Raw genomic sequence first — 26,579 nt, forward strand, 5'->3', positions numbered from 1 at the left:
CTGGTTTGACAAAAGATAGTAAAGTTATCACCAATCCAACAGATAGCTTGAAAGATGGTCAAGAGGTGAAAGCGGATGAAAAAACTCATTGATCTACGAAATATTAATAAAACCTATCGGAATGGTGATCAAGAACTTAAAGTCTTAAAAAATATCAATTTGACAGTTGAAGAGGGCGAGTTTGTGGCTATCATGGGGCCGTCTGGTTCCGGGAAGTCTACCCTGATGAATATTATCGGGATGTTGGATCGCCCGTCTACTGGCGAGTATTTTTTAGAAAACGAAGATGTTGCAAACTTAGGTGATAAGAAGTTAGCCAAGGTTCGAAATAATCAAATCGGCTTCGTTTTTCAGCAATTTTTCCTCTTGTCTAAATTAAACGCACTTCAAAATGTGGAACTCCCGTTGATTTATGCGGGGGTGTCACAAGGAAGTCGAAAAAATCTAGCTAAGCAGTATTTAGAAAAAGTAGATTTGGGTACTCGTATGACTCACTTGCCCTCAGAATTGTCTGGGGGGCAGAAGCAACGTGTTGCTATCGCGCGTGCCTTGGTAAATAATCCTTCGATTATTCTTGCCGACGAGCCGACAGGAGCCCTCGATACCAAAACTGGAGAGCAAATCATGGAACTCTTGACTGAGCTAAACGCTGAGGGAAAAACGATTATCATGGTTACTCACGAACCTGAGATTGCTGCCTATGCTAAGCGTCAAATTGTCATTCGTGATGGAGTCATCTCTTCAGATAGCGCTGAGAAGGAGGAACGTGATTGATGCAAAATTTCAAATTTGCCATTAGTTCCATTCTTGGGCATAAGATGCGGGCTTTTCTGACCATGATTGGGATTATCATCGGGGTTGCTTCTGTTGTCGTCATCTTAGCACTGGGAAATGGGATGCAACAGGGAGTTACTAAAAGTATCACCAAAGAACAACAGTATGTAAGCTTGCTTTATTCTCCTACTAAAAGTAATTATACGATGGGAGTCAACTTGATGGATACCGGTGGTGGTCCAGATACAGATAGTGAGATACTAGAAGAACCACCTGTTGTCCAAGAGTCTTGGGTCAAGGAACTACTGAAGATTGATGGAGTCAAGGGTTATTATGTGACCAATGGTTCGACAGCTGATTTTTCTTATCAAAACAAGAAGTCTGATAAGGTCAACATTACGGGTGTGAATGCTACTTTCTTCAAAATTAGAAAATATGAGATTTTAGCTGGACGGACTCTCCTGCCTAGTGACTATCAAAGTTTTTCTAATGTGATGATGATCGATGAAACAGTGGCGAACAGCCTGTTTGGAAGTAGTGCAGAAGCCCTGAATAAAGTAGTTTCAGTCGGTGACAGCAACTACCGAGTTGTTGGTATCTATAAGGATCCCAATGCTGGTCAGAGCAGGAGTATGAGCTCAGGTAGCGCCTTGATGGCTAATACACAGGTGGCTTCTGAATTTCAGACAGATGAAATTGCAACTGTCTATATCTATGTACCAGAAGTGGATCGCATCAACGAAGTTGGTGTGGAAGCAGCCAAAGAATTGACGGCTTTATCAGGGGCTCGTCAAGGAGAATATCAAATCCTGAATATGGATACCTTGCTGGAGCAGTACAATCAAATCACAGGAACGATGACTGGTGTTATCGGAGCTATTGCAGGAATTTCCCTCTTTGTTGGTGGTATCGGTGTGATGAATATCATGTTGGTATCCGTTACAGAGCGAACACGGGAAATTGGTTTGCGAAAAGCTATTGGAGCAACGCGTGGAAATATTCTCACGCAGTTCTTGATTGAATCCATGGTATTGACCCTTATTGGTGGCCTGCTTGGTCTTAGCCTTGCCTACGGAATCAATGCTCTGCTAGCTGCAGTCGTGCCTGAAAACGTATTTGGAGGCCCACCGGTTGTCTCTGTCACTGCAGCAGTTGGAAGCCTTGTCTTCTCAGCCATGGTTGGTATCGTCTTTGGTATCTTGCCGGCTAATAAAGCCTCTAAACTAGATCCGATTGAAGCGCTGAGATATGAATAATGTCATCAAGAGGCTGGGACAAAATAGTTCTCAGCCATAAAAAAGCTAGAGATTCCCAATGGCGGAACTCTAGCTTTTAATTTTGACTCGTTCTCTTATTGTATTTAAGGAGATTATTAGCCATGAGTACCAATCCCATGTCAATTCTCACTTGACGCTTACCTCTTAGGTTACATCTCGTGTAACCCAAACAAGCCTTTATCTGCCCAAAAACAGGTTCCACATCAATTTTACGTTGAGCGAACATCTATCTACCTTCGGGAGATAAAAGCGCCTGGCATTCTTTCGTTTTTAAGTGCTGATAGCGTTCGTTAATATACAGTCCCTTTTGAGGGGCTGACTCAGGCTCATCAGCGTAGTAAACCTTGAGTTCCTGTTGAAAGTCCGTCTGTGTTTTCTGATGTTTGATATGGTGAAAACGATAGCACCAGCCGTCAGGATGTGTGTAGCTATCCTCCTTGTCATCATAGTGCCAATTCGCTAAGTTTCTAGCCGACTGTTTATACCCTTTCCTCTGTTCCTTATCAAACATGGCATATTTAATCAGATGGTTCACCTCCTTTTCATCTAAACGAAGGAGGTTCTCTTCACTTCCATATCCAGCATCTGCGATAACTGTCTTTATGTCATGCGGATAGGTTTCAAGTAAGGGCAGAAGAGTCTTGGTATCTGTCGGATTTGAGAAGACATCATAGTGAAGAACAAATTGATTTTCAGTAGCGATTTGAAGATTATAAGCAGCCTTGAGTTGGCCATTTTTCATATGGCCTCCTTTTTCTCATACCATTCAAGAAAGACCCAAAGAAGCAAACAAGCGAACTAGGATTGGTGATTGGGAAGCAGACACGGTTGCAGGGAAAACTGGAAAAGCTTTTCTAATTACTCTAACGGATCGTTATTCTCGCTTTCTTAAAATCAAGAAGGTAGGGGTCAAGAAAAGTAAACTAGTCATAGAGGCTATGGTACAAATTTTGGAGCCCTTGCCGAAAGAAACTGTCACCCCAGATAGAGGAAAAGAATTCACGAATCATCAAGACTTGACTGACAAATTAAAAGTAGAAGTCTATTTCCCGGATCCTCAGCGCCTTGGCAACGAGGAACAAATGAGAATACCAATGGATTACTACGAGGGTATTTTCCCAAAGGGAGTGATTTGACATTCATTGACGATCATACCATTAAGCTGTGGGATGATAAACTAAATAATAGACCACGAAAGTGTCTCAACTGGAAAACTCCTTATGAGGTATTTTATGGTTAAATTATGCACTTAATTTGACAATTCGAACTCAAAAAAGTTTATAATAGTTTTAACATGTTCAATAATTGAGCAGACCTTGGATAATAGCTAAAGGAGAAATTATGACTTTTGATAATCTAGTTGCACAAATTAATGAACTTGCTGAAACGCAGAGAGATCGAGGGACATATTTTGAATATTTGGCTCGTGCCTATTTTCAAAATGAACCAACATACCAGAATGAGTTTAAGAATGTATGGATGCTAGCAGATGTTCCAGAGGAATTTGGAATACCTAAAGTTGATCTTGGAGTAGACTTAGTTGCTGAAAAATTTACTGGTGAATTAGTAGCGATTCAGGCAAAATTCTATAATCATAGTATCAAAAAATCTAATATTGATTCTTTTTTAGGGGAGCTTGGAAAAGATTATTACGAATCAGGTATTATTGTTGCTTCAACCGATAAATGGGGCAAAAATGCTGAAAAAGCTCTAGCAGATCGTAGTGATGTTATTCGTATTGGGCTTTCAGATTTAAGAAATTCTCAGATTGATTGGTCAAAATTTTCTTTTGAATCACCAGAAGTAGTAGCTGTAAAAGCTAAAAAGAAGTTAAGATATTATCAAGAAAGTGCAATTCAGTCTGCATTGAATCATTTTACAGAAAATGATCGTGGACAACTTATAATGGCGCCTGGAACTGGTAAGACTTTTACGAGTCTAAAAATTGCTGAAGCAATGGCAAGAGATGCCTCTAAGGAACAATACACTATTCTTTATCTAGTACCTAGTATTCAACTACTTACGCAAACCTTGAGAGGGTGGAATAATGATACAGAAATGACAATGTCTTCTATGGCAGTTACCAGTGATAGAAATGCTAGTCGTGGCACTGTCAAGCAAGATGAGTCCAATATAGCTATCAAAGCCAGTGACATTGGATATCCAGCAACAACTTCTTCAAAAAAGGTTGTTGAGAACTATTTGGAATTAATGACTAGACCCAAAAAAGAACTATTAGTTGTTTTTGTGACTTACCAGTCAATTGACGTTCTTGGAAAAGCTCAAAAGGACGGTTTTCCAGAGTTTGATTTAATTATCGCTGATGAAGCCCACCGTACTACTGGAGCGAAAGCTTTAGGAGATGAAGCATCAGCGTTTACAAAGGTACATAGTAATCTAAATGTAAAGGGGGCGAAGCGCCTTTACCAAACAGCAACACCAAAATTATATGGTACTGATGCTAAGAAAAAAGCAGAAGAAAACTCAATCATTATTTCTAGTATGGATGATGAAAGCCTATATGGTAGTGTGTTCTATCGTTTAGGTTTTGGAGATGCTATTAGTCATGACATTCTTACTGATTATAAACTGATGGTTTTAGCAGTTGATGAAACAGTTGTTCAGAAAGATATGCAAAAAGCTCTTGCTGATTCAGAGAATGGATTGAATATTGATGATGTGGGGCGTATCATTGGTGTTTGGAATGGAATGATTAAACGAGAAAGTTTTGCAGATAAAGTTTCTGGAGAACCAATGCAAAGAGCTATAGCCTTCTCTCGGACTATCGAAGATAGTAAACGACTATCAACTCAGTTTGAAAATGTTGTTAATGAATACCTTAATAGTGATGAAGGATACTCCGTAAATGTTCGTCATGTTGATGGTAGCATGAATGCCCTTGAAAAAAATGAAGCATTAGATTGGTTAGCAAGTGATAATATACCTGAAGATTCAGCACGTATTTTATCAAATGTTCGCTTCCTAACAGAAGGGATTGATGTTCCTAACCTTGATGCTATTATCTTCCTGTCTCCTCGAAAATCACAGGTAGATATTGTTCAGGCTGTCGGACGAATCATCCGTAAATTCGAAGGAAAAGAATATGGCTACATTATTCTACCAATTGTAGTTCCGGCAGGTGAGACACCAGAAACAATTCTCGATAACAATAAAACATACGATGTTATTTGGCAGGTGTTAAACGCACTACGTTCAGTAGATGAACGTTTTGAAGCTACAGTTAATAAATTGGAATTAAATAAACAAAAACCCAAAAATATCCAAGTTATTGGGGTTGGTGGTGCACCAGACGATCCTAATTTCAATGATAGTTATGTGAAAGAGCCAATAGTTGCTTACCAAACAGAACTTGAACTTGAATGGGAAGCTGTCGAAGGGGCAATCTATGGTAAAATTGTCCAAAAGGTCGGTGATAGACGTTATCTAGAGGATTGGTCTAAAGATGTAGCTGATATTGCGAGACGTCACATTCAAGGAATTGAGTTCATCTTAGAACAAAATTCTGATAGTAAATCTGCTTTTGAAAAATTTCTTCAAAGCCTTCAACACAATATCAATGAATCAATTGACCAAAGTCAAGCGATTGAGATGTTAGCGCAACACTTAATCACTTTACCAATTTTTGATGCACTTTTTGGAGAATACAGTTTTGTTAAGAACAATCCAGTAAGTTCTGCGATGGAACAAATTGTAGAAGAATTATCACAATTTGGTTTTGAAAAAGAGCAGAAAGAGTTACAACCATTTTATGATTCAGTTCGTTTACGTGCAGAGGGGATTGATAACGCCCAAGCTAAGCAGAAAATCATTATTACTCTATACGATAAATTCTTTTCTACAGGATTCAAATCAACCACAGAAAGATTAGGTATCGTCTTTACTCCTGTAGAAGTTGTAGATTTTATTGTCAAATCAGTCGATGTAGTCTTGAGAAAGCACTTTAGTAAGACTTTAGCGAGTGAAAATGTTCATATTTTGGATCCATTTACTGGAACTGGAACATTTATCACTAGAACATTGCATTACTTGAAATCACTGATGGATAGTGGTGAAATTACCTTTGATGACATTTTAAGAAAATATACACAAGAATTGCATGCTAATGAAATTGTTCTTCTAAGCTATTACATTGCTGCCATTAATATTGAAGCTGTATTTGATGAAATTAATGGTGATGAAGCATATACACCATTTGAAGGTATTGTTTTAACGGATACCTTTGAATCAACAGAAACAGAAGATACGCTTGATGACTCATTCTTTGGTACTAATGACAAACGTTTAAAACGCCAGCAGGAAAAACCAATTACTGCTATCATTGGTAATCCACCATATTCCATTGGACAAAACAGTCAAAATGACAATAACCAAAATATCTCGTATCCAAAATTAGATAAACGCTTAGCAGAGACCTATGTAGCTAAATCTAATGCAGGTCTCACAAAAGGATTATATGATTCTTATATCAAAGCTTTTCGTTGGGCATCAGATCGCCTTAAAAATCAAGGAGTGATTGGATTTGTAACGAATGGAAACTATCTCAATACGAATTCTGCTGATGGTTTACGTGCTGGACTTTACGAAGAATTTAATCATCTTTATATTTTTAATCTCCGTGGTGACCAGAGAACACTAGGAGAACAATCCCGAAAAGAAGGCGGGAAAATCTTTGGTTCGGGTAGTCGTACTCCTGTAGCAATTTCAATTCTAGTAAAAGATGGCTCAGATAGTCATGAACTTCACTATCATGACATTGGTGATTACCTGTCACAAAAGGATAAGTTGAAAATTATCGAAGACTTCACTGATATATCATCCATTGATTGGTCAACTATTCTACCAGACGAAAATAATGATTGGCTCAATCAGAGAGATCCGAATTATCAGAAATATGATAATCTAGCTGGAGAGATTAATTCTGTCTTTAACAGCAATGCAGTTGGTATTAGTACAGCGAGAGATTTGTGGGTATACAATTTTTCAAAACAGAAAACAAAAGAAAATGCTGAAAGATTAATTAATAACTATAATTTAGAAGTAGATAGAACAGAAATCATAGCTCCTGAAAACCGGAAGTCGATACTGAATAGAAATGATAACTTTATTAAGTGGTCAGTTAAATTAGAAGATTCAATCTTAAAGTCAAAAAGAATACAATTCTCGAAGGATAATATAATCGAATCAATGTACCGACCTTTCACAAAAAAATACTTGTATTATAGTAGCGATGTTATTGAAAGGCCTGGACAGTGGCATAGAAAATTCGGGAAAAATAATCTAGTTATTATGACAACTGGAAAGGGTATATCTCGTCCCTTTTCTACTTTAATAACTAATTTAATGCCTAATCTACATACAATGGATACAGGACAACATTTTATGCGTTTTGACAACGAAGTTGATGAAACGTCATTGTTCCAAAACAATGATAATATGAATCAAGCGTTTTCTGATAAGCTGGGATTGAATTTGGATGACACTTTTGCCTATGTTTATGGGTTGCTCAACTCTAAAGAATATCAAGAGAAGTATGCTAATGATTTGAAGAAAGACTTAGCTCGAATTCCCATTGTTAAGAATAAAGAAAAGTATGTTGAAGTTGGTCAGAAATTGATTAACTTGCATCTTAACTATGAAGAAGTTCCTGTCTATGATGGAGTTGAAATTACGACAGCAGGGAATCCAAGTTACAAAGTAACCAAGATGAGATTCGCTAAAAAGCGTGATGAAAAAGGAAAATCTGTAAATGATCTATCTACAATCATATTTAACAGCGACATCACTGTCAGTAATATTCCTGAAAAAGCGTATGAATATGTTGTAAATGGGCGCTCTGCTATTGAATGGATTATAGATCAGTATCAAGTCAAAATTGATAAAAAATCTGGAATTACTGATGATCCAAATGAGTATAGTGATGATGAAAAGTACATCTTCAATTTACTTTTGAGAATCATCAATGTATCTATCCAAACTGTTGATTTAATCAATAGTTTGCCTAAATTTGAGGTGGAGGAGTAGGGTATGTTTTTAGAAAAGGTGGAATATTGGGATTTTCGGAAGTATAAATCAAATGATGATTCTCCTGGCCTAATTGTGAATCTTCAAAAAGGCATGAACTTGATAGTAGGTGAGAATGATGCGGGAAAGACAGCGATTATTGATGGTATTAAATTACTGCTAGGTACGTTGAGTGATGACTATGATAGAATTTCAGATACAGATTTCTATACACGCGATGGAAAAACATTCAAAGAAGAATTGAAAATAGTAGGTTATTTTACAGATCTTTCATATGAAGAGGCTGCGAAGTTTTTAGAGTGGATTTCATTCACTCAAGATGCCAAACCATTATTAAAAGTAACTTTAAAGGTTACCAAAAAGAAAAATCCTAATGGAAATGAATATTTTGATAGGAAAATCTATGGTGGTGACTATAATTCAGAAACTGTTATTGATAGTGAAAGAAGGCAGCTGTTACGAGCAATTTATTTGAAGCCACTGAGGGATGCTCAGAGGGAGTTACGGCCGGGTCCATATTCTCGATTATCAAACATTCTTTCTGCCCATCCTCAGGTTGGTGAAAGTGGAAAACAAGAACTTCTGGATATTGTTGATAAGGCGAATGGAGAGGTAAAAGAATTTTTCTCTAAGGATGAACATAATGTGGTTCAGTTAATTATGAATCAACTAGAAACCTTTTATGATAAAAATGATTTTGAAAAAAGTAAGATTGCCTTTAATGTCTCAGAAGCTAATATTTATTCTATATTATCACGACTAAGTTTAGATACTGAAAGTGTCAATTTAGGATTAGGGAACTCTAACCTTTTATATATAGCAGTTGAATTGCTTCTGATGAGAGATGGTAGTAATTATATTGGTCCTAGAATTGCATTGATCGAAGAAATAGAAGCTCATCTTCACACACAAGCTCAGATTCGATTGATTAAGCATATGGAGAGTAATTCCTCTACCCAATTTATTCTAACAACACACAGTACCAATCTAGCTTCTTCTATAAATCCTAAAAATCTTATTTTGCTATATAATAATCAAGCGTTTTCAATGGCAGAATCAGAAACTTTGTTAAAAACAGAAGATTATGAATTTTTGGAGAGATTTTTGGATGCGACAAAGAGTAATTTATTTTTTGCAAAAGGATTAATATTTGTGGAGGGTGACGCAGAAAATTTGCTTTTACCAACATTTGCTGAGCTAATAGGCTATCCTTTACATGAATATGGGATTTCAATAGTTAATATAGGGAATACAGCCTTTGAACGGTATATTAAACTATTTTCAAGAAGTGGAGCTGATAGGATTCAATTACCTATTTCTATTATAACTGATGTAGATGTTAGACCACTGGAATATTATAAGGATAAAGGTACATCTGGAAAAGTATACATAATAGGAAATCAAATTGAATTTCAACAGATTTCAAGTGAATTGAACCTAGAATCTGATTTACCTGAAGAAGACCGTCCTTATGGGACAATATTTTCTACAAAAAAAAATCTAATAGATGGATTTGGACTCAAGCAAAATTTTGATGAATCCCAATTAGAAAATAAAGTTGTTAAAGATTTGAATGAAGAGCACATTGAAGAACTCATAAGAATAAAAAATGATACAATTATCCAAAAATATGACGATTATAATGCTAATTCTAAAACCTTCGTTGCTCCCGAATGGACATTAGAATATAGTTTAGCAAAGAGCCCGTTAGTAAAGTTGCTTTGGAAATCTATTCATGAAACAAGATATAAGGAACCCTATAGTACTACTAATAAAGAAAAATTTGATAAAATAAATAATCTGTTTACCGATGGTAGTGAATCAATCAGCGCTGAGCTAGCATACAATGTATTTAAGTCTTTGAATGATAAAGTTGTATCTAAAGCAATCGTTGCACAAAAGTTGGCGATTGAAATAGGAAATTTAGATAATGAAGGCAAAGAGCAACTAAAATCAGAAGTACTATCCAATAAGTACACTCAATATTTAGTTGATGCGATTAAACATGCTGCTCAGATAAATGAAGAAGAGGGATGTACTGATGAATGAATTAATAGCATCAATTGAGAAAAGTTTACTCCCATCTGGATGTCATTTTTCTGAGGAACAGCAATCCGTTATCTATGAGAACAATGATATGGATGTTGTCGCTGGACCTGGGACAGGAAAAACCACAGTTCTTACTGCACGCATTAAAATACTATTGGAACAATTGAAAGGTTCTGGACAAGGCATCTGCGTTCTAACTCATACAAATGTTGCTGTTGATGAAATAAAATCGAGTTTAAAAAAGCTCGGTGTTGAAGAAATCAAAAATCCTCATTTTATTGGAACAATTCAAGATTTTTTCAATACATTTTTTGCTAAGAAAGCATTTCATTTGATTCTAGGTGATAAACAAATGAGAGTGCTTGATGATGAAATATTCCGAGAAAAATTTGATAAACAGTTTGTTCGATATTATCAAACTTTGATTGAAAAAGGTAGTGTTAAATCAGTTCCCGAGAAATTACCCAATCCAGCTGGAAAAATAGATAAATGGAATTTTTTGCATGAGGGAAATCCAGTGAGAGTAGAATCTAAGGTTGGTGGAAAAAATAAACAATATAACAACGCTTTTAATACTAGTATAAATAGGTTATTTAAATTAGGTATTATTACAAATCATTGTTGTCTGGAACTGTCAAATTGGTATATTGAACAGTATAACAAAATATTTAAAGCAATAATCTCTAAAAGATTTGCTTATTTGTTATTAGACGAGGCACAGGATACAAGTAAATTTCAATTTGAATTACTCCAATCATTATTTGATAATACTTCTGTAATCGTTCAAAAGTTTGGAGATCCTTATCAAGCAATCTACAATATTTGGGGTGGTGATACAGAATTGGCGTGGGAAGTCGACGATTCTAGGGAGAAGCGTATTTCCAAAACCTCACGATTCAGCGAAACTATTGTAGATGTTGTAAAAAATGTTTGTATTGTGAAATACGATGATTTTAAATCAACTACTAACCATACTTCCTTCTCTCCGTATTTTATTATTTACGAAGATGGAGATGATTTGATAAAGAAATATAGATTGTTAATTGATGAATTAGAAGATAAGAATGAAACTTTTAAGAAATCAAGAAAACCTAAAGTTATTGTATCAGCTCTACACAGGGATTTGGAAAACACTTTTGGTGAAAGATATAATCGTGCTGTCACAAAGAATACAAATTATAAGAGTGATTTTGAGTTATTTTCGAGTATTTTGCTAAAGTCATTATCAAAATATTTTGATAACGACTTTGAAGATAGCTTAAACAAAGATGAATTTAGAATAAAGGCATTTAAAATTATTAAAGAACTGAGGAATGATAATGATGAGAAAATAATTGATGAGTTAAGTGAACTTCTTGATGGACTTGTAATTGATAAAGAACTGTTGCAAAATAATTATGGTTTATGTATTGAGATTAAGGAGTTGCTGAAATCTAATTTCTCTAATGGCTCACAAACTATATCAGACCAGTCAGTATATAATGACGGTGAAGATATAAGTCTAGCTACCATACATTCGGTGAAAGGAGAGACTCACAAGGCAACTTTGCTAATGTTGGATTCAGAGTTTTCTACTGGTTATGGTGATAGTTCCACTAGCTATTCTATGCTTCAATTACTCGAAAAATATTTGACTAAAAATTATGTTGAACTTCCACAAGATAAAAGTGATATGGAGAAAGAAACAGAAAAGGCTCTTAAACTTGCTTATGTTGCTCTAAGTAGACCAACTCATCTTATCTGTATAGGGATTCCAGAATACAAAGTAACAGAGAATGAAAACTTATTAAATGTTTTTAAAAGTGCTGGATGGATGGAAAGTTCATAGGAATGTTAGTTCACGTATACTGAATTACTTAATTACTTAATATCTTTCCAAAAAATCATCATTTTTCGGAAAAACATAACTGACAGTAGAAATTCTGCTGTCAGTTTTTTTATCCTTGAATATACAATATAAGTGCACAATAAAAACCAATAAGATTTTTTAGTAAAATATGGTGCTCGCGGTGTGATTCGCAAACTTCGTCATCGTGGGAAAACACGCCATACGAAAGGTCATGATGAAAACAGAGGGAAATTTCCTGTTTCTCATACCATTCACGAAAGATCCGAAGAAGCAAACAAGCGAACTAGGATCGGTGATTGGGAAGCAGACACCGTTGCAGGAAAAACTGGAAAAGCTTGTCTAGTTACTCTAACGGATCGTTATTCTCGTTTTCTTAAAATCAAGAAGCTAGCGGTTGTCATAGAGGCTATGGTACAAATGTTGGAGCCCTTGCCGAAAGAAACTGTCACTCCAGATAGAGGAAAAGAATTCACGAATCATCAAGACTTGACTGACAAATTAAAGGTAGAAGTCTATTTCCCAGATCCTCATGCGCCTTGGCACCGAGGAACCAATGAGAATACCAATGGATTACTACGAGAATATTTTCCCAAAGGGAGCGACTTAACATTTATTGACGAGCACACCATTCAGCTGTGGGAAGCTAAACTAAATAATAGACCACGAAAGTGTCTCAACTGGAATACTCCTTATGAAGTATTTCATGGTGAAATTGTGCACTTAATTTGACAATTCAAGTCTCAAAAATCAAAAAACATCCCTTGGAAAAGTCCAAGAGAAGCTGTAAGTCTTTATAGAGTTTTACAATCCTATAAATAATTTCTGGTAAATTTTTGGTAAGATGGTAAGTTTTCCAATCACAAAGCCCGTCAAATCAATAATTTTAGAGCCGATTACTTCATAGTCGGGAAAAGCAATACATCGCGAATGGTAGTCACATCTGTCAGCAACATTACAAGCCGGTCGATACCGATACCGAGGCCTCCAGTTGGTGGCATACCGTATTCCAAGGCTTCAACGTAATCATAGTCGATACCAGTTGCTTCGTCATCGCCCAGTTCCTTAGCTTTTGCCTGTGCTTCAAAACGAGATAATTGATCGATTGGATCGTTCAGCTCAGTGAAGGCGTTAGCATATTCTTTGGTCATGATAAAGAGCTCAAAGCGGTCCGTGAAGCGTGGGTCTTCTGGGTTTTTCTTGGCCAGAGGTGACACAGCGACAGGATGGCCATAGACAAATGTCGGCTGAATCAAGGTTTCTTCGACAAATTCTTCAAAGAAAGCATTGATGATGTGTCCAACTTCAGTATAATGTTTTTCAACTGGCACTTTCTTTTCCTTAGCCAAGGCAGCAGCTTCTTCAAAGCTCATATCTTGCCAGAAGTCTACGCCAGTGATTTCTTTAATGGCATCCACCATATGAACACGTTTGAATGGCTCGTTGATCTTGATCTCAGTACCTTGGTAGTTGACTGGTCCATCTCCTTTTACAGAAATGGCAGCGTGTTGGATGATGCCTTCTGTCAAGTCCATGATATCTTGGAAGTCCGCATAGGCTTGGTAAACCTCGATAGATGTGAACTCAGGGTTATGAGTGGCGTCCATCCCTTCGTTACGGAAGATACGACCAATTTCATAGACACGTTCCATACCACCGACGATAAGGCGTTTCAAGTGAAGCTCAGTTGCAATCCGTAGCACCATATCAATGTTTTGAGCATTGTGGTGAGTAATGAATGGACGAGCAGCAGCGCCGCCTGCTTCGTTGTGGAGAACAGGTGTTTCAACTTCAAGGAAGCCTTGTCCATCAAGATAGCGACGAATTTCTGAGATGATTTTTGAACGAGTGACAAAGCGCTCAAAGCTCTCGCGGTTGGAAATCAAATCCAAATAACGTTTGCGGTAGATGGTTTCCACATCTGTCAAACCGTGGAATTTCTCTGGAAGGGGACGCAGAGCTTTTGAAAGGTGAGTAATATGCGTTGCTTTGATAGAGAGTTCTCCCATATCTGTGCGCATCACATCGCCTTCAATTCCCAAGAAGTCACCCAAGTCAGCCTTTTTGAAAATCTCATAGTTTTCTTCACCAACTTCGTCCTTACGAACGTAAATCTGGATTTGGCCTTCACGGTCTTGGATGTGGGCGAAGCCGACTTTCCCTTTTCCACGTTTAGTCATCAAACGACCAGCAATAGTTGCTGTTTCGTTCAATTCATGTAATTCTTCTTTGGATTTGTCGCTGTATTTTTCTTTAAGTTGAGCAGAATTTGCAGTACGTTCAAAACGTTTTCCGAAAGGATCAATTCCTTGCTCAGCCAGCGCGGCCATTTTTTCACGGCGAATAATCTGCTGGTCATTTAATTCTTCAATATGTTCAGTAGTCATTTTCTTCCTCCTAAGGCTTTCCCTTCTATTTTATCACAAAATAAAAGGAAATTCAGCAATAATTATTGATAAAAATAGAAAAACTGCGATGTTTAAAGATTCGCAGTTTCATCTGTTGACAAGTAGTCTAAGTTGTTCCAAGCAAGTAACTTGAAAGAGTCAAAGTCCTCTGTTTCCAAAATGGTGACGCTAGCGTTGGACAAGCCTCCGTCCTTACGGAGCAAAGATGTTTCGTAACCGAGCAGGCGACGAATGCTAGCAGTTAGGTTAGCTCCATGCCCGACAATCAAGACATTTTGAAAATCTTTCCCTTTGAGAGACTTGACGAAGGAAATTGTCCGCTGGGTAGTTTGATCAACGGATTCTGCTCCAAATAGTTGGTGATCAAACTGGGATAGATCGTGGCGGAAGGCCCACATCTGCTGAGGATAAGCAGCTTTAGCCCTAGCAATTTCCCTACCTTCTAGCTTGCCAAGAGCCCACTCTCTTAGTTCAGGAGTCGAAACAATGTCGGTTTGATGCTGGTTTTCACTTTGGATAATCTCTGCAGAACGGTAAGCGCGCGGCAAATCGCTGGAGTAGATTTTATCGAATTGAACGTTTGACAAGTTCTTGCCCAAGCGCTTGAGCTCGTCAATAGAGGTTTCAAGCAGTGGAGAATCTCCGCTTGCCCCTTGGAAACGCATTTCGAGATTCCATTCGGTTTTTCCATGTCGGATAAAATACAATTTCATATCAAGATCCTTTTTTCTTTTGAAGCTAAAAACTTAGTCCTCTTTCAAGTCCGCGAACTGTGCTTGAACAAAGTCAGCCAAGTCCTGAGCCTTGATCTGGATGCTACGGCCGACCTCACCAGCAGAAACAATGATTCTTTCGCGACTTAGAGCCGTTTGGTCAATGAAAATTGGGAAGGAGTGCTTTTGGCGAATTCCGACAGGATTATTGGCACCATGGATGTAACCAGTCGTTTTTTCTAAATCTTTTTGCGGAATCATGCTAACTTTTTTATTGCCTGAAATTTTCGCTAATTTCTTTTCCGACAGATGTTCTGTGATGGGGAGAATCCCAATGACTGTTCCTGTTTTATCTCCGTTTAAAGCCAGTGTTTTATAAATGAGTGAGCGGTCAAATTCTTCAGTTAGGTTATCATCCAAAGCATTAATTTGCAAGCCTTGGTGCTCAATTTTTGCCTTGTTTAAAATTTGCTCGACCAGTGTTTTTTTTAGTTTTGTCTTTTTTGCCATTATTTATACTTCTCTTCTAATTGGGACATCCAAATTCCTAACCAAATGCCTAGTCCAAAGAAAAAGGCAGCAAGGACGAGTGTGAAAATGGATACTTCTGCATAACTAATGCTCTCACTGTTGCCACTTTGAGGGAGAACAATGAGCAAGGTGCTAGACAATACAATGCCAATGATAAAATGGTAAACGCGGGAATGATAATGCTTCAAAATGTAATCCATGGCTTTTGAAAAGAGAATCAGAGCCAGAGCGCCACCGATGCCGATTGGCAGGAAGGTACCAAATAAATCCAGGTGTTTAAATCCTGTCAGCATGGGAGTATAGAGCCCTAGGATCAATAGCAGATTTGAAGGGCTGAGTCCCGGAATCAAGATTCCTAAAGCGATAAGGGCACCCGCTAAAATAAAGGATAAGAAGTTAGCTGGCAGTGTTCCCACCATTCCATTCAGTGAATAGAGGAAGACGCCCGACAAGATGAAACTAAGCCAGAAGGTAATAGTATCAGCTCGATCTCGGTCGGATTCCTTGACGGATTCTTTAATCAAGCTGGGAATGGTACCGATGATTGCTCCAGCAAAGCCCCAGAGAACGATAACCTTGTAATTATCCAGCAAGAGATTGACCGGATAAGAGAAGGCTGCAATCCCTAAAACCATCCCAATAGCTACAGGAGTGAAGTAGAGAACATTCTCAACAAAATTTTCTTTGATATGGGCTAAAAAGCGAATCATTCGCTCATAAATCCCTAAAATCGCGGCTAATACACCGCCAGACACACCAGGTAGGATGAAGCCAAGTGCGATAATCATTCCTTTTAACATCCTAGCAATCCATGAAATCATAATATCTCCCTACAAGTCTTTTTCATTAGACTATTGTACCATAAAGCTACATACTTTTCTGAAAAAAGCAAGAAAAATATCTTGGCTAGAGAAAAAAATGCAAGATTTCCTAACAGTCATCTTGCATCTACTTTAGTTTGGTGTTGAAAATAATTTTTTATAGGTCTCTTTTTTATCCTGTACAGGAGAGAGCTGATTGAGGTCTAGGTTATGTGGGAAACCTTCCAATTTACCTTCTGAGGTATATTGATGTAGGTCATAGGGTTGTTCAGTATTTGGAGCAGCATTATAGTAGCCGTCATTATAACCATAAGTTGGAATCCAAACGGCAGTAAATTTCTCAGTTGAGATACTGTGCTCTTCCATGAAATAGGTACCAATGTAGATACCAATATTTTGAGCTCCAAGACTTTCAAGTTTGGCACGAAAAGCCTCAATTCCTGCGTTCATGTCGCCCATGGTCTTTTCTTCAACATCAAGCCAGTAAAAGGTAGGTTTATATTTCGAAGATGCCTTGTAGAAGCTTTCAGCTTCTTTTTCCATTTCTTTGATATTGCCTGCTGCTATATAAGCATACACAGCCACAGGAATCCCCCGTTTTTGAAACTCTTGGATATGGGTAGCAAATGATTTGTCAAGTCCATTTAAATGAGTGGCAACATTTTCTTTTTTTGCTTGAGCTCCACTATGCACGCGAATGATAGCACCAGAAATATTTGTTGATAAGGTGTCATAGTCTATTTCGCTGGGCAATTGCCAACCGGAAAGGTCAACGATAGGCTTATTAAGCAATTCTTCCTCAGGTTCGTCTGAAGGAGTTTCCTCCTTTTTTTTCTTGGTTGTCACCTGACTGACTTGAGATTTTTTTGTTTGGGCTTGTTTAATTTGCACATCAAGATGGTGTTTGCTTATGACAATATATAGAATAAAGCAAGCAAAAAATAGCAAGAGTGCAAGCGGTTTAATCCTTTTTCTCATACTGTTTCATTGTAACGTAAAATAAATAGAAAAGCAAAGTATTTATCTATATTTCCAGCGAAATACGAAAATGTAATCTGATTGCAATAGAAGATAAAACAATTTGAAATAATTGGATATTTGAGGCGATAAATAAGTAAATATCTATTGATGCCACCCTAATGCTTTTTTTTCGAGTCAAAAGGTGGTATAATGAAGGTTGAATTTTAGAAATTAAATGGTGAAATATGAAAATTGACAAAAAGCATTTATTGAATTACTCAATTTTGATTCCGTACATGCTGTTATCTGGCATTGGCTTGATTGTCGTTTATTCCACGACGAGTCCCATCCTCATTCAAAATGGGCTCAATAGTTTTCGAATGGTCGCCACTCAAGCAGGTTTTTGGCTCTTCAGCTTGGTGATGATTGGGATTATTTACCGAATGAAGCTGGATTTTCTGAAGAGGCCAGGAGTGATTACGTTTGTTATCATAGCTGAAATTATTCTGCTTTTACTCTCACGCTTTATCACAGGAACGATCAATGGGGCACACGGTTGGCTCAAAATCGGCCCAGTTACTGCTCAGCCGGCAGAATACCTGAAGATTATTTTGGTCTGGTATTTGGCCCTACAGTTTTCTAAGAAACAAGAGCAAATAGAAGTATATGATTATCAAGCAATCACCTTTAATCAGTTGATTCCGCGTGCCGTTACTGATTGGCGGGTTATTGTTGCTTTCTTGATTGGTCTTGTGGTTATCATGCCCGACTTAGGAAATGCGACCATTTTGCTCTTAACAGTTTTGATTGTAATTTCCACCAGCGGAATTGCTTACAGATGGTTCTCGACCATGCTTGGTGCTGTTGTAGGAGGGTCGGCAGCAGTTTTAGCGAGTATTTGGTTGATAGGTGTCAAGCGTGTTGAGCAAGTTCCTATTTTTGGATATGTCGCAAAGCGTTTTAGTGCCTTTTTCAATCCTTTTGATGATTTGTCTGGCTCAGGTCACCAGTTGGCCAACTCCTACTATGCCATGAGCAATGGTGGTTGGTTTGGTTTAGGTTTGGGAAATTCCATCGAAAAACGTGGCTATCTACCAGAAGCCCATACTGACTTTGTTTTTTCGATTGTCATTGAAGAAGTCGGATTTTTTGGAGCTACTTTGATTTTAGCTCTCTTGTTTTTCTTGATTTTACGGATTATTCTCGTGGGTACAAGGGCTAAGGATCCATTCAACTCAATGATGGCCTTGGGACTTGGTGGCATGATCTTGATGCAAACTTTTGTCAATATCGGTGGTATTTCAGGTTTGATTCCTTCAACGGGTGTAACCTTCCCATTCTTGTCCCAAGGAGGAAATAGCTTGTTGGTCCTATCCGTTGCCATTGCCTTTATTTTAAATATTGATGCCAATGAGCGGCGCAATGCGATGTATCAGGAATTAGAAGTGGAACAGTCTTAAAAACTCTTTTGATGTGTTGGCTCTTGAACAATAGAAAGGTGTAAATAATGTCATTTACAAAATTAGAAAATTATAGCAATAAAGAAGTGATTCGGGAAGAGGTTTCTATTTTAACGGACTTGTTGGTAGATATTACCCGGGATATTCTCAGTCCTGACACTTTTGCTAAAATCTCCATGATTGAAGAACTAGCAGTTCAATCTAAATACCAAGAGCTGAAAGCAGTAGTAGAAGAATTATCCACGGATGATATGGTCTATATCTCACGCTATTTTGCTATTTTACCTCTGCTCATCAATATCTCAGAAGATGTCGATTTGGCTTATGAGATCAATCATCAAAATAATATCGACCAAGACTACCTTGGTAAGCTTTCGACGACGATTGATTTGGTTTCAACACGAGAAAATGCACAAGAAATCCTGGAAAATCTAAATGTTGTTCCTGTTTTGACTGCTCATCCGACTCAGGTTCAGCGCAAGACTATGTTGGATTTGACAAATCATATTCATACACTTTTGCGCCAGCATCGTGATGTTAAAGCTGGTCTGGTGAACGAGAAGAAATGGTTAGCTAATCTCCGTCGCTATATCGAGCTGATGATGCAGACCGACATGATTCGGGAAAAGAAACTTAAGGTGACCAATGAAATTACTAACGTTATGGAATACTATAATAGTTCTTTTCTTCAAGCAATCACGAACCTGATGTTAGAGTATAAACGCTTAGCAGAAGAAAAAGGGATTCATTTGGAAAATCCAAAGCCGATCACCATGGGAATGTGGATTGGTGGCGACCGCGATGGAAATCCATTTGTAACTGCTGAAACTCTGAAATTGTCTGCAACGGTACAGAGCGAAGTTATTCTGAATTACTACATTGACAAGGTTTATACGCTCTATCGTAACTTCTCCCTGTCTACTAATCTTTCAGAAACAAGTGAAGCTGTAGCCAAGATGGCAGCTTTGTCAAGCGACAAGTCTGTTTATCGGGAAAATGAGCCTTATCGCCGTGCCTTTCATTATATTCAGTCCAAGTTGATTCAGACCTTACTTTATCTGAAAGAAGGTAATTTCTCCGGTGAAGGGCACCGTTTAGCTGATAAAGCTGAAGCAGTCCTGCATGCAAATTCAGCCACTTCGGTCAGCCATAATGGTAGAGAGATCATTCCAAATTATATCCAGTCTAAACTTAGTGGTAGTTTGGATGAATTACGAAAAGAACAACTTCCATCTTATAAAGATGCGCAAGAGTTTAAGGAAGATCTCCTTGTTATTCGTGATTCTTTGCTGGAGCACAATGGACAAGCTCTGGTGACTGGAGAACTTACTGAATTGCTACAAGCAGTAGACATTTTTGGTTTCTTCTTGGCCAGCATTGATATGCGTCAGGATTCCAGTGTTCATGAGGCTTGTGTGGCGGAGCTCTTGGCTTCTGCTAATATTGTGAAAGATTACAGCAGCTTGTCAGAGGAAGAAAAATGCCAAGTTCTCCTCAAGCAGCTTCTGGAGGATCCACGGATCTTGTCAGCCACTCATGCACCTAAATCTGAACTTCTACAAAAAGAATTGGAGATTTTCAAGACGGCTCGTCAGCTTAAGGATGCGATTGGCGAAGATGTTATCAAGCAAAATATTATTTCCCATTCGACTAGCGTATCAGATCTGCTAGAGCTGGCGATTATGCTCAAAGAAGTCGGCTTGATTGATGAAGAAGGTGCGCGTGTGCAGATTGTTCCTCTGTTTGAAACGATTGAGGACTTGGATAACTCCTGCGATACTATGGAGAAATATCTGTCTCTGCCAATTGCTCAAAAATGGATTGCTTCTAAAAACAACTATCAAGAAATCATGCTGGGTTACTCAGATAGTAACAAGGATGGTGGCTATTTATCATCATGTTGGACACTTTACAAGGCTCAACAACAACTGACAGCTATCGGTGATAAGTTTGGCGTCAAGATTACCTTCTTCCATGGTCGTGGAGGAACTGTCGGTCGTGGCGGTGGCCCAACTTATGAGGCAATCACTTCACAACCATTGCGAAGTATCAATGATCGTATCCGCCTGACAGAGCAGGGAGAGGTCATTGGTAATAAATACGGCAACAAGGATGCTGCTTACTATAATCTGGAAATGCTCGTATCTGCGGCTATTAACCGCATGATAAGCTCTAAGAAGAGTGATAGTAATACGACCAATGAATACGAGAGAGTGATGGATCGAGTGGTCGATCGAAGCTACCAAATCTATCGCGACCTAGTCTTTGGCGACGAACGTTTCTATGACTATTTCTTTGAGTCTAGTCCTATTAAGGCCATTTCTAGCTTTAATATCGGTTCTCGTCCAGCGGCCCGTAAAACGATCACTGAAATTGGCGGTCTGAGAGCCATTCCTTGGGTCTTCTCATGGTCTCAAAGTCGGGTTATGTTCCCTGGTTGGTATGGCGTTGGCTCTAGCTTCAAAGAATTTATCGATGAAGATCCTGAAAAGAATCTTGCCTTCCTTCAATTTATGTATCAGAGATGGCCATTCTTCCAGTCCCTCCTATCAAATGTCGATATGGTGCTATCCAAATCCAATATGAATATTGCCTTTGAATATGCGCAACTTTGTGAAGACCAAAATGTACGCGATATTTTCAATACAATCCTAGACGAATGGCAGCTAACGAAGGATGTTATCTTAGCGATTGAAGGCCATGACGAGCTCTTAGCAGAAAATGCCTATCTCAAGGATAGTTTGAACTATCGGATGCCTTATTTCAATGTTTTGAACTATATCCAGCTTGAGCTGATCAAGCGTCAGCGCCGAGGAGAACTTTCACCAGAACAAGAACGTTTGATCCACATTACCATCAATGGAATTGCGACAGGGCTACGAAATTCTGGTTGATGCACAGGCAGCTTTAAATGATATCAATAAAAATCGGCTTTTGAGCCGATTTTTTTTGAGTTTAAACTATTTTGAATCAATAACTCATTTCTTGCGATTCGTGTAAATAAAAAATGAAAAAGTTTTCATATCTGTGCGCTAAAATACTTGAAAGTGTTTACAATTAGTGATACAATGATAAGTGTAGAAAAATGAAAACGATATTTTCAACAAAAGAAAGGAAACTATATGAACACAGACGACACAGTAACCATTTATGATGTCGCCCGTGAAGCGGGAGTTTCAATGGCGACAGTCAGCCGAGTTGTAAATGGTAACAAGAATGTAAAAGAAAATACACGAAAAAAAGTACTAGAAGTAATTGAACGTCTTGACTATCGTCCTAATGCAGTTGCCCGTGGTTTGGCCAGCAAAAAGACGACCACTGTTGGTGTTGTAATTCCCAATATCACGAATAGTTACTTCTCTACTTTAGCCAAAGGGATTGATGATATTGCCGAAATGTATAAGTACAATATCGTCCTGGCAAACAGCGATGAAGATGATGACAAGGAAGTTTCGGTTGTTAATACCCTTTTCTCTAAGCAAGTAGATGGTATTATTTTTATGGGCTACCATCTGACAGAGAAAATTCGCTCAGAATTTTCACGTTCACGGACACCAGTGGTTCTAGCGGGCACGGTGGATATAGAGCATCAGTTACCAAGTGTCAATATTGATTATAAACAGGCAACGGTTGATGCTGTGGAACTATTGGCTAAGCGCAACAAGAAAATTGCTTTTGTTAGCGGTCCTTTGGTAGATGATATCAATGGTAAAATCCGCTTGTCTGGCTACAAAGAAGCTCTGAAGGGTAAGAAAATTTCATACAGCGAAGGTTTGGTTTTCGAGTCTAAGTATAGCTACGATGATGGTTATCACCTAGCTGAACGTTTGATTGCTTCAAAGGCTACGGCGGCCTTTGTGACCGGAGATGAGTTGGCAGCAGGTTTGCTTAATGGTTTGGCTGATCGAGGTGTTCGTATTCCTGAAGACTTTGAAATCATTACTAGCGATGATTCGCAAATCGCTCGCTTTACTCGCCCTAATCTGTCTACTATCGGACAACCTCTGTATGACATCGGTGCGATTAGTATGCGGATGCTGACGAAGATTATGCATAAAGAAGAGTTGGAAGAGCGTGAGGTTCTCCTAGCTCATACGATCAATGAACGTAAATCAACTCGTAAATAATAAATTGATACGGAATGGGACAGAATTAAATTTTGAAAGAATTTAGTTCTGTCTCGTTTTTTTATTTTGGTTAAACACAGTCGCCGAATATAAGAGACTCTGAGTTTCTTCTTTACAGAAATTTAGGTATAATAGAAGCAGGAATGCTGAAATTAGTTCTTGTTCTACTTACTTGACTGACGAAGGTTAAGAAGAAATAGGCTAGTTAGAGCTTGGGATAGATTTTCAGTAAAACGAAAAAATAAAGAAGTGGAAACGCATTTTTTCTGTCTTCTTTTTACTAGTAGGCATCATTTATCGTAGCTGTATCAAGGAGAATTTTGTGATTACGCAACTAGATACCAAGACTGTTTATAGCTTTATGGATAGTTTAGTCTCTATCAAAAAATATGTTCAACGGGCCAAGAACTTGGGCTACAAAAGTTTGGGCATGATGGATGTGGACAATCTTTATGGGGCTTATCATTTTCTAGAGGAGGCAAAAGCGGCAGGACTTCAGCCCTTGCTAGGTCTGGAAATGGAAATTTATAAAGATGGAAATCCTCTCAATCTGAGACTGCTAGCCTTGGATAGTCAGGGGTATCGCAATTTGATGAAGATTTCGACTCTAAAAATGATGAATCGTCAAAATTGGGAAGACTTTCAACATCTTTTTAAAGGGCTGGCTCTGATTGTACCAATCTTTGAGGGCGTGGATCAACTAGATCTTGGTCTAGACTTTTATGTTGGGGTCTTTCCAGATACGCCTAGGCAGGAATTGACTAGGTCAGTCCTGCCCTTACATACGGTTCGTTATTTTGAGCAGGGAGACTTGGAAACCTTGCAGATGTTGAGGGCGATTCGGGATAATATCAGCTTGCGAGAGGTCGGCCATCTGTCAAACCATGAATTTTTATTAGCGCCAGCCTCTTTAGAAGAAGCTTTCGCTGAAAACTTTCCAGAGAGTTTGACTAACTTGGAGAAATTGATAGCTGATGTTCACTATGAAATCAACACCGAGTTGAAACTTCCGCGCTTCAATCCTGAGCGTCCTGCTGTGGAGGAGCTGCGGGAGTTAGCTGAGGCAGGATTAGCCAAGCGGGGGCTTGCAGGTGAAGTCTATCAAGCAAGGCTGGATCAGGAGCTGGATGTTATTCATCAGATGGGTTTTGATGATTATTTTCTCATCGTCTGGGATTTGCTGCGCTTTGGCCGCAGTCAAGGTTATTACATGGGGATGGGACGTGGCTCTGCAGTTGGTAGTTTAGTAGCCTATGCTTTGGAAATTACAGGCATTGACCCAGTAGAAAAGAACCTGCTGTTTGAACGTTTCCTAAACCTAGAACGCTATACCATGCCCGATATTGATATTGATATTCCCGATGTGTATCGGCCGGAGTTTATCCGCTATGTCCGAGATCGTTATGGTAGCATGCATGCGGCTCAGATTGTGACCTACTCAACCTTTGGAGCCAAGCAGGCTATCCGAGATGTCTTTAAGCGCTTTGGTTTGCCAGAGTACGAGCTGACCAATATGACCAAAAAAATCGGCTTTCGAGACAACTTAACCACTGCTTATGAGCGAAATATAGCTTTTCGTCAGATTATCAATAGCAAACTAGAATACCAGAAGGCCTTTGAAATTGCTAAGAAAATCGAAGGAAATCCACGCCAGACCTCAATCCATGCGGCAGGTGTCGTCATGAGCAACGATGATTTGACCAATCAAATCCCCTTAAAATACGGGGAGGATATGTATCTCACCCAGTACGATGCCCACGGTGTCGAAAGCAATGGACTGCTCAAGATGGACTTTCTGGGCCTGCGCAATTTAACCTTTGTCCAGCGGATGAAAGAAGCGGCTCTAGACAAATACGGAGTTGATATTGATATTGCTCGCATTGACTTGGAGGACGAGGAAACTCTACGCCTCTTTGCAGCGGGTAATACCAAGGGGATTTTCCAGTTTGAACAAGCGGGTGCCATCAGTCTTTTGAAAAGAGTCCAACCCGTCCAGTTTGAAGAAGTAGTGGCTACCACCTCTCTCAATCGTCCTGGAGCTAGTGACTATATTGATAACTTTGTCAAGCGCAAGCATGGTCGCGAGCGCGTGGAGATGATTGATCCGAGCTTGGAGGATATCTTGGCTCCAACCTATGGCATCATGCTTTACCAAGAGCAGGTCATGCAGGTCGCCCAGCGTTTTGGTGGTTTTAGTCTGGGGAAGGCTGATATTTTACGACGGGCGATGGGCAAGAAAAATGCTGCTGAAATGCATAAAATGGAGGAAGAATTTGTCAGGGGAGCTGTCAGATTGGGGCACTCAGAGACCAAGGCCAAGGAAGTCTTTGCGGTCATGGAGAAATTTGCCGGCTATGGCTTCAACCGTAGCCACGCCTATGCTTACTCGGCTCTAGCTTTTCAGCTGGCCTATTTCAAGGCTCACTATCCAGACATCTTCTTTGATGTTATGCTAAACTACTCGAGCTCGGACTATATCACGGATGCACTTGGATTTGGCTTTGAGCTAGCTCCCTTGACCATCCATAACATTCCCTATAAAGATAAGTTTCAGGAGCGGAAAATCTATCTTGGTTTGAAAAATATTAAGGGCTTGCCAAGGGATTTTGCTTTCTGGATCATAGAAGAGCGTCAAAAGCATCCCTTTAGCAGTGTGGAAGATTTCATTTTACGCCTGCCTCAGAGTTATCATAAGTTGCCGCTTTTAAGTCCATTGGTGCAATTGGGACTCTTTGATGTTTTTGAGCCCAATCGCCAGAAGATTTTGCACAATCTACCGAATCTTTTTGTCTTTGCAGATGAGCTGGGAAGTTTATTTGCTGATACTAGCTATTCATGGACGGATGCCGAGGATTTTACTGCTGCAGAAAAGTTTGAGCAGGAGCAAGCCTTGATTGGAATTGGGCTTAGTGACCATCCACTCATTAGCCTAGCCAAGAAAGCCGATCGTTCTTTTGTATGGATTGAAGAGTTGGCCGATAATAGTAAGGCGACCATTCTAGTTGAAGTCCAGTCTATCAAGGTTATTCGCACAAAAAATGGTGAAAACATGGCCTTTATGCAAGTGACAGATACCAAGAAAAAGTTAGATGTTACTTTATTCCCTGAAGTTTATCGCCGCTTTGCTCAACTAATCCAAGAAAAAGGCTATTACTATCTGACTGGAAAAATTCAGGAGAGGGATGGCCGACTACAGATGGTTCTAGCAGAGGTGGAAAAAGCAAGCTCAGAACGCTTTTGGATCCAATTAGCTGATACTAGTCACGACAGGCAGATTGCGGAGATCCTGCAGCGATACCCTGGGGATATTCCCGTGGTGCTACGCTATGAGAATGACAAGAAAACGGTTCCTGCATCAGGCTTTCAAGTTCAAAAATCAGACCAACTTCAAGCTGAACTAGAAAATTACAGCATGAAAACGGTTTTTCGGTAAAAAATCAGGAAAATAAGAGAATTTTTATTCTGATTGTGGTATAATCTATAAGAATGTTAAAAAGATAAAGGAGCACATTACGAAATGAAACGTATTGCTGTTTTGACCAGTGGTGGAGATGCCCCTGGTATGAATGCT

General features: G+C 38.8%; 16 protein-coding genes and 3 pseudogenes. 12 read left to right on the top strand and 7 right to left on the bottom strand.

The features are described 5' to 3' along the window. Positions 1 to 75 precede the first annotated feature (75 nt). Together Q0191_RS02370 and Q0191_RS02375 are read left to right on the top strand one after the other, a co-directional pair. Positions 76 to 774, top strand: coding sequence for an ABC transporter ATP-binding protein (locus tag Q0191_RS02370; protein WP_048763610.1), 699 nt, complete (start codon positions 76 to 78; stop codon positions 772 to 774). Then, a complete protein-coding gene (locus Q0191_RS02375) occupies positions 774 to 2,030 on the top strand; it encodes an ABC transporter permease (protein WP_297663495.1) in 1,257 nt (418 codons plus the stop codon). The genes Q0191_RS02370 and Q0191_RS02375 overlap by 1 nt, the downstream gene beginning before the upstream one ends. 76 nt (positions 2,031 to 2,106) lie before the next feature. On the opposite strand, the gene Q0191_RS10475 is transcribed toward Q0191_RS02375, so the two are convergent. Together Q0191_RS10475 and Q0191_RS02380 are read right to left on the bottom strand one after the other, a co-directional pair. Beyond that, positions 2,107 to 2,277, bottom strand: coding sequence for a transposase (locus Q0191_RS10475; RefSeq protein ID WP_367170155.1), 171 nt, complete (start codon positions 2,275 to 2,277; stop codon positions 2,107 to 2,109). Beyond that, complete coding sequence (locus Q0191_RS02380; RefSeq protein WP_367170156.1) at positions 2,278 to 2,793, bottom strand: transposase; 516 nt, start codon at positions 2,791 to 2,793, stop codon at positions 2,278 to 2,280. It abuts the gene before it with no gap. On the opposite strand from Q0191_RS02380, the pseudogene Q0191_RS02385 reads away from it, so the two are divergent. The 6 genes and pseudogenes from Q0191_RS02385 to Q0191_RS02410 all read left to right on the top strand — a co-directional run. Then, positions 2,774 to 3,052, top strand: a pseudogene (locus tag Q0191_RS02385) (IS30 family transposase); the annotation flags it as partial. The gene Q0191_RS02380 and the pseudogene Q0191_RS02385 overlap by 20 nt on opposite strands. Before the next feature lie 33 nt (positions 3,053 to 3,085). Then, positions 3,086 to 3,291, top strand: a pseudogene (locus Q0191_RS02390) (transposase); the annotation flags it as partial. Between the two features lie 101 nt (positions 3,292 to 3,392). After that, positions 3,393 to 8,093: a type ISP restriction/modification enzyme gene (locus Q0191_RS02395; RefSeq protein WP_297663496.1), complete on the top strand. Its 4,701-nt coding sequence runs from the start codon at positions 3,393 to 3,395 to the stop codon at positions 8,091 to 8,093. 3 nt (positions 8,094 to 8,096) lie between these two features. Beyond that, positions 8,097 to 10,142 (top strand): ATP-dependent endonuclease, encoded by a 2,046-nt coding sequence (locus Q0191_RS02400; RefSeq protein ID WP_297663498.1) that lies wholly within the window; start codon positions 8,097 to 8,099, stop codon positions 10,140 to 10,142. Then, positions 10,135 to 11,970, top strand: a complete 1,836-nt coding sequence (locus Q0191_RS02405) for a UvrD-helicase domain-containing protein (protein WP_297663501.1) — start codon at positions 10,135 to 10,137, stop codon at positions 11,968 to 11,970. Before Q0191_RS02400 ends, Q0191_RS02405 begins: the two co-directional genes overlap by 8 nt. A gap of 168 nt (positions 11,971 to 12,138) precedes the next feature. Next, positions 12,139 to 12,720 (top strand): annotated as a pseudogene (locus tag Q0191_RS02410) (IS30 family transposase); the annotation flags it as partial. 164 nt (positions 12,721 to 12,884) lie between these two features. Here the strand turns inward: Q0191_RS02410 and lysS are convergent. From lysS to Q0191_RS02435, 5 genes are all read right to left on the bottom strand, one after another. After that, on the bottom strand, positions 12,885 to 14,375 hold the full coding sequence (gene lysS, locus Q0191_RS02415; protein ID WP_297663506.1) for a lysine--tRNA ligase: 1,491 nt from the start codon (positions 14,373 to 14,375) through the stop codon (positions 12,885 to 12,887). Between the two features lie 92 nt (positions 14,376 to 14,467). Beyond that, the gene (locus tag Q0191_RS02420) at positions 14,468 to 15,109 is read right to left on the bottom strand and encodes a histidine phosphatase family protein (protein ID WP_297663508.1); all 642 of its coding nucleotides are present in this window, start codon (positions 15,107 to 15,109) and stop codon (positions 14,468 to 14,470) included. 33 nt (positions 15,110 to 15,142) lie between these two features. Further along, entirely contained in the window at positions 15,143 to 15,619 is a 477-nt protein-coding gene (locus Q0191_RS02425) for an aminoacyl-tRNA deacylase (protein ID WP_297663509.1), read from the bottom strand. Next, positions 15,619 to 16,461 carry a DUF368 domain-containing protein gene (locus Q0191_RS02430; protein WP_297663511.1) on the bottom strand — a complete coding sequence of 281 codons (843 nt, stop codon included), beginning with the start codon at positions 16,459 to 16,461 and terminating at the stop codon, positions 15,619 to 15,621. Before Q0191_RS02430 ends, Q0191_RS02425 begins: the two co-directional genes overlap by 1 nt. A 132-nt stretch (positions 16,462 to 16,593) precedes the next feature. Beyond that, the gene (locus tag Q0191_RS02435) at positions 16,594 to 17,439 is read right to left on the bottom strand and encodes a glycoside hydrolase family 25 protein (protein WP_297663513.1); all 846 of its coding nucleotides are present in this window, start codon (positions 17,437 to 17,439) and stop codon (positions 16,594 to 16,596) included. Positions 17,440 to 17,666: 227 nt separating this feature from the next. Between Q0191_RS02435 and Q0191_RS02440 the strand changes: the two genes are divergently transcribed. The 4 genes from Q0191_RS02440 (at position 17,667) to Q0191_RS02455 (ending at position 26,441) form a co-directional block, all read left to right on the top strand. Continuing rightward, the gene (locus Q0191_RS02440; RefSeq protein ID WP_297663516.1) at positions 17,667 to 18,881 is read left to right on the top strand and encodes a cell division peptidoglycan polymerase FtsW; all 1,215 of its coding nucleotides are present in this window, start codon (positions 17,667 to 17,669) and stop codon (positions 18,879 to 18,881) included. A 47-nt stretch (positions 18,882 to 18,928) separates the two neighbouring features. Next, positions 18,929 to 21,775 (top strand): phosphoenolpyruvate carboxylase, encoded by a 2,847-nt coding sequence (ppc, locus tag Q0191_RS02445; protein WP_297663518.1) that lies wholly within the window; start codon positions 18,929 to 18,931, stop codon positions 21,773 to 21,775. 228 nt (positions 21,776 to 22,003) lie between these two features. Further along, on the top strand, positions 22,004 to 23,008 hold the full coding sequence (gene ccpA / locus Q0191_RS02450; RefSeq protein WP_297663520.1) for a catabolite control protein A: 1,005 nt from the start codon (positions 22,004 to 22,006) through the stop codon (positions 23,006 to 23,008). Between the two features lie 322 nt (positions 23,009 to 23,330). Further along, a complete protein-coding gene (locus Q0191_RS02455; RefSeq protein ID WP_297663523.1) occupies positions 23,331 to 26,441 on the top strand; it encodes a DNA polymerase III subunit alpha in 3,111 nt (1,036 codons plus the stop codon). The last annotated feature ends 138 nt before the right edge of the window (positions 26,442 to 26,579 follow it).

The sequence above is a fragment of the uncultured Streptococcus sp. genome (genome assembly GCF_938036805.1).
Taxonomy (GTDB): Bacteria; Bacillota; Bacilli; order Lactobacillales; family Streptococcaceae; genus Streptococcus.

What these genes read in the sequence shown, in the direction of transcription:
- Q0191_RS02370 (WP_048763610.1), top strand. Translation starts at nt 76, where the DNA reads ATGAAAAAACTCATTGATCTACGAAATATTAATAAAACCTATCGGAAT.
- Q0191_RS02375 (WP_297663495.1), top strand. Translation starts at nt 774, where the DNA reads ATGCAAAATTTCAAATTTGCCATTAGTTCCATTCTTGGGCATAAGATG.
- Q0191_RS10475 (WP_367170155.1), bottom strand. Translation starts at nt 2,277, where the DNA reads ATGTTCGCTCAACGTAAAATTGATGTGGAACCTGTTTTTGGGCAGATA.
- Q0191_RS02380 (WP_367170156.1), bottom strand. Translation starts at nt 2,793, where the DNA reads ATGAAAAATGGCCAACTCAAGGCTGCTTATAATCTTCAAATCGCTACT.
- Q0191_RS02395 (WP_297663496.1), top strand. Translation starts at nt 3,393, where the DNA reads ATGACTTTTGATAATCTAGTTGCACAAATTAATGAACTTGCTGAAACG.
- Q0191_RS02400 (WP_297663498.1), top strand. Translation starts at nt 8,097, where the DNA reads ATGTTTTTAGAAAAGGTGGAATATTGGGATTTTCGGAAGTATAAATCA.
- Q0191_RS02405 (WP_297663501.1), top strand. Translation starts at nt 10,135, where the DNA reads ATGAATGAATTAATAGCATCAATTGAGAAAAGTTTACTCCCATCTGGA.
- lysS (WP_297663506.1), bottom strand. Translation starts at nt 14,375, where the DNA reads ATGACTACTGAACATATTGAAGAATTAAATGACCAGCAGATTATTCGC.
- Q0191_RS02420 (WP_297663508.1), bottom strand. Translation starts at nt 15,109, where the DNA reads ATGAAATTGTATTTTATCCGACATGGAAAAACCGAATGGAATCTCGAA.
- Q0191_RS02425 (WP_297663509.1), bottom strand. Translation starts at nt 15,619, where the DNA reads ATGGCAAAAAAGACAAAACTAAAAAAAACACTGGTCGAGCAAATTTTA.
- Q0191_RS02430 (WP_297663511.1), bottom strand. Translation starts at nt 16,461, where the DNA reads ATGATTTCATGGATTGCTAGGATGTTAAAAGGAATGATTATCGCACTT.
- Q0191_RS02435 (WP_297663513.1), bottom strand. Translation starts at nt 17,439, where the DNA reads ATGAGAAAAAGGATTAAACCGCTTGCACTCTTGCTATTTTTTGCTTGC.
- Q0191_RS02440 (WP_297663516.1), top strand. Translation starts at nt 17,667, where the DNA reads ATGAAAATTGACAAAAAGCATTTATTGAATTACTCAATTTTGATTCCG.
- ppc (WP_297663518.1), top strand. Translation starts at nt 18,929, where the DNA reads ATGTCATTTACAAAATTAGAAAATTATAGCAATAAAGAAGTGATTCGG.
- ccpA (WP_297663520.1), top strand. Translation starts at nt 22,004, where the DNA reads ATGAACACAGACGACACAGTAACCATTTATGATGTCGCCCGTGAAGCG.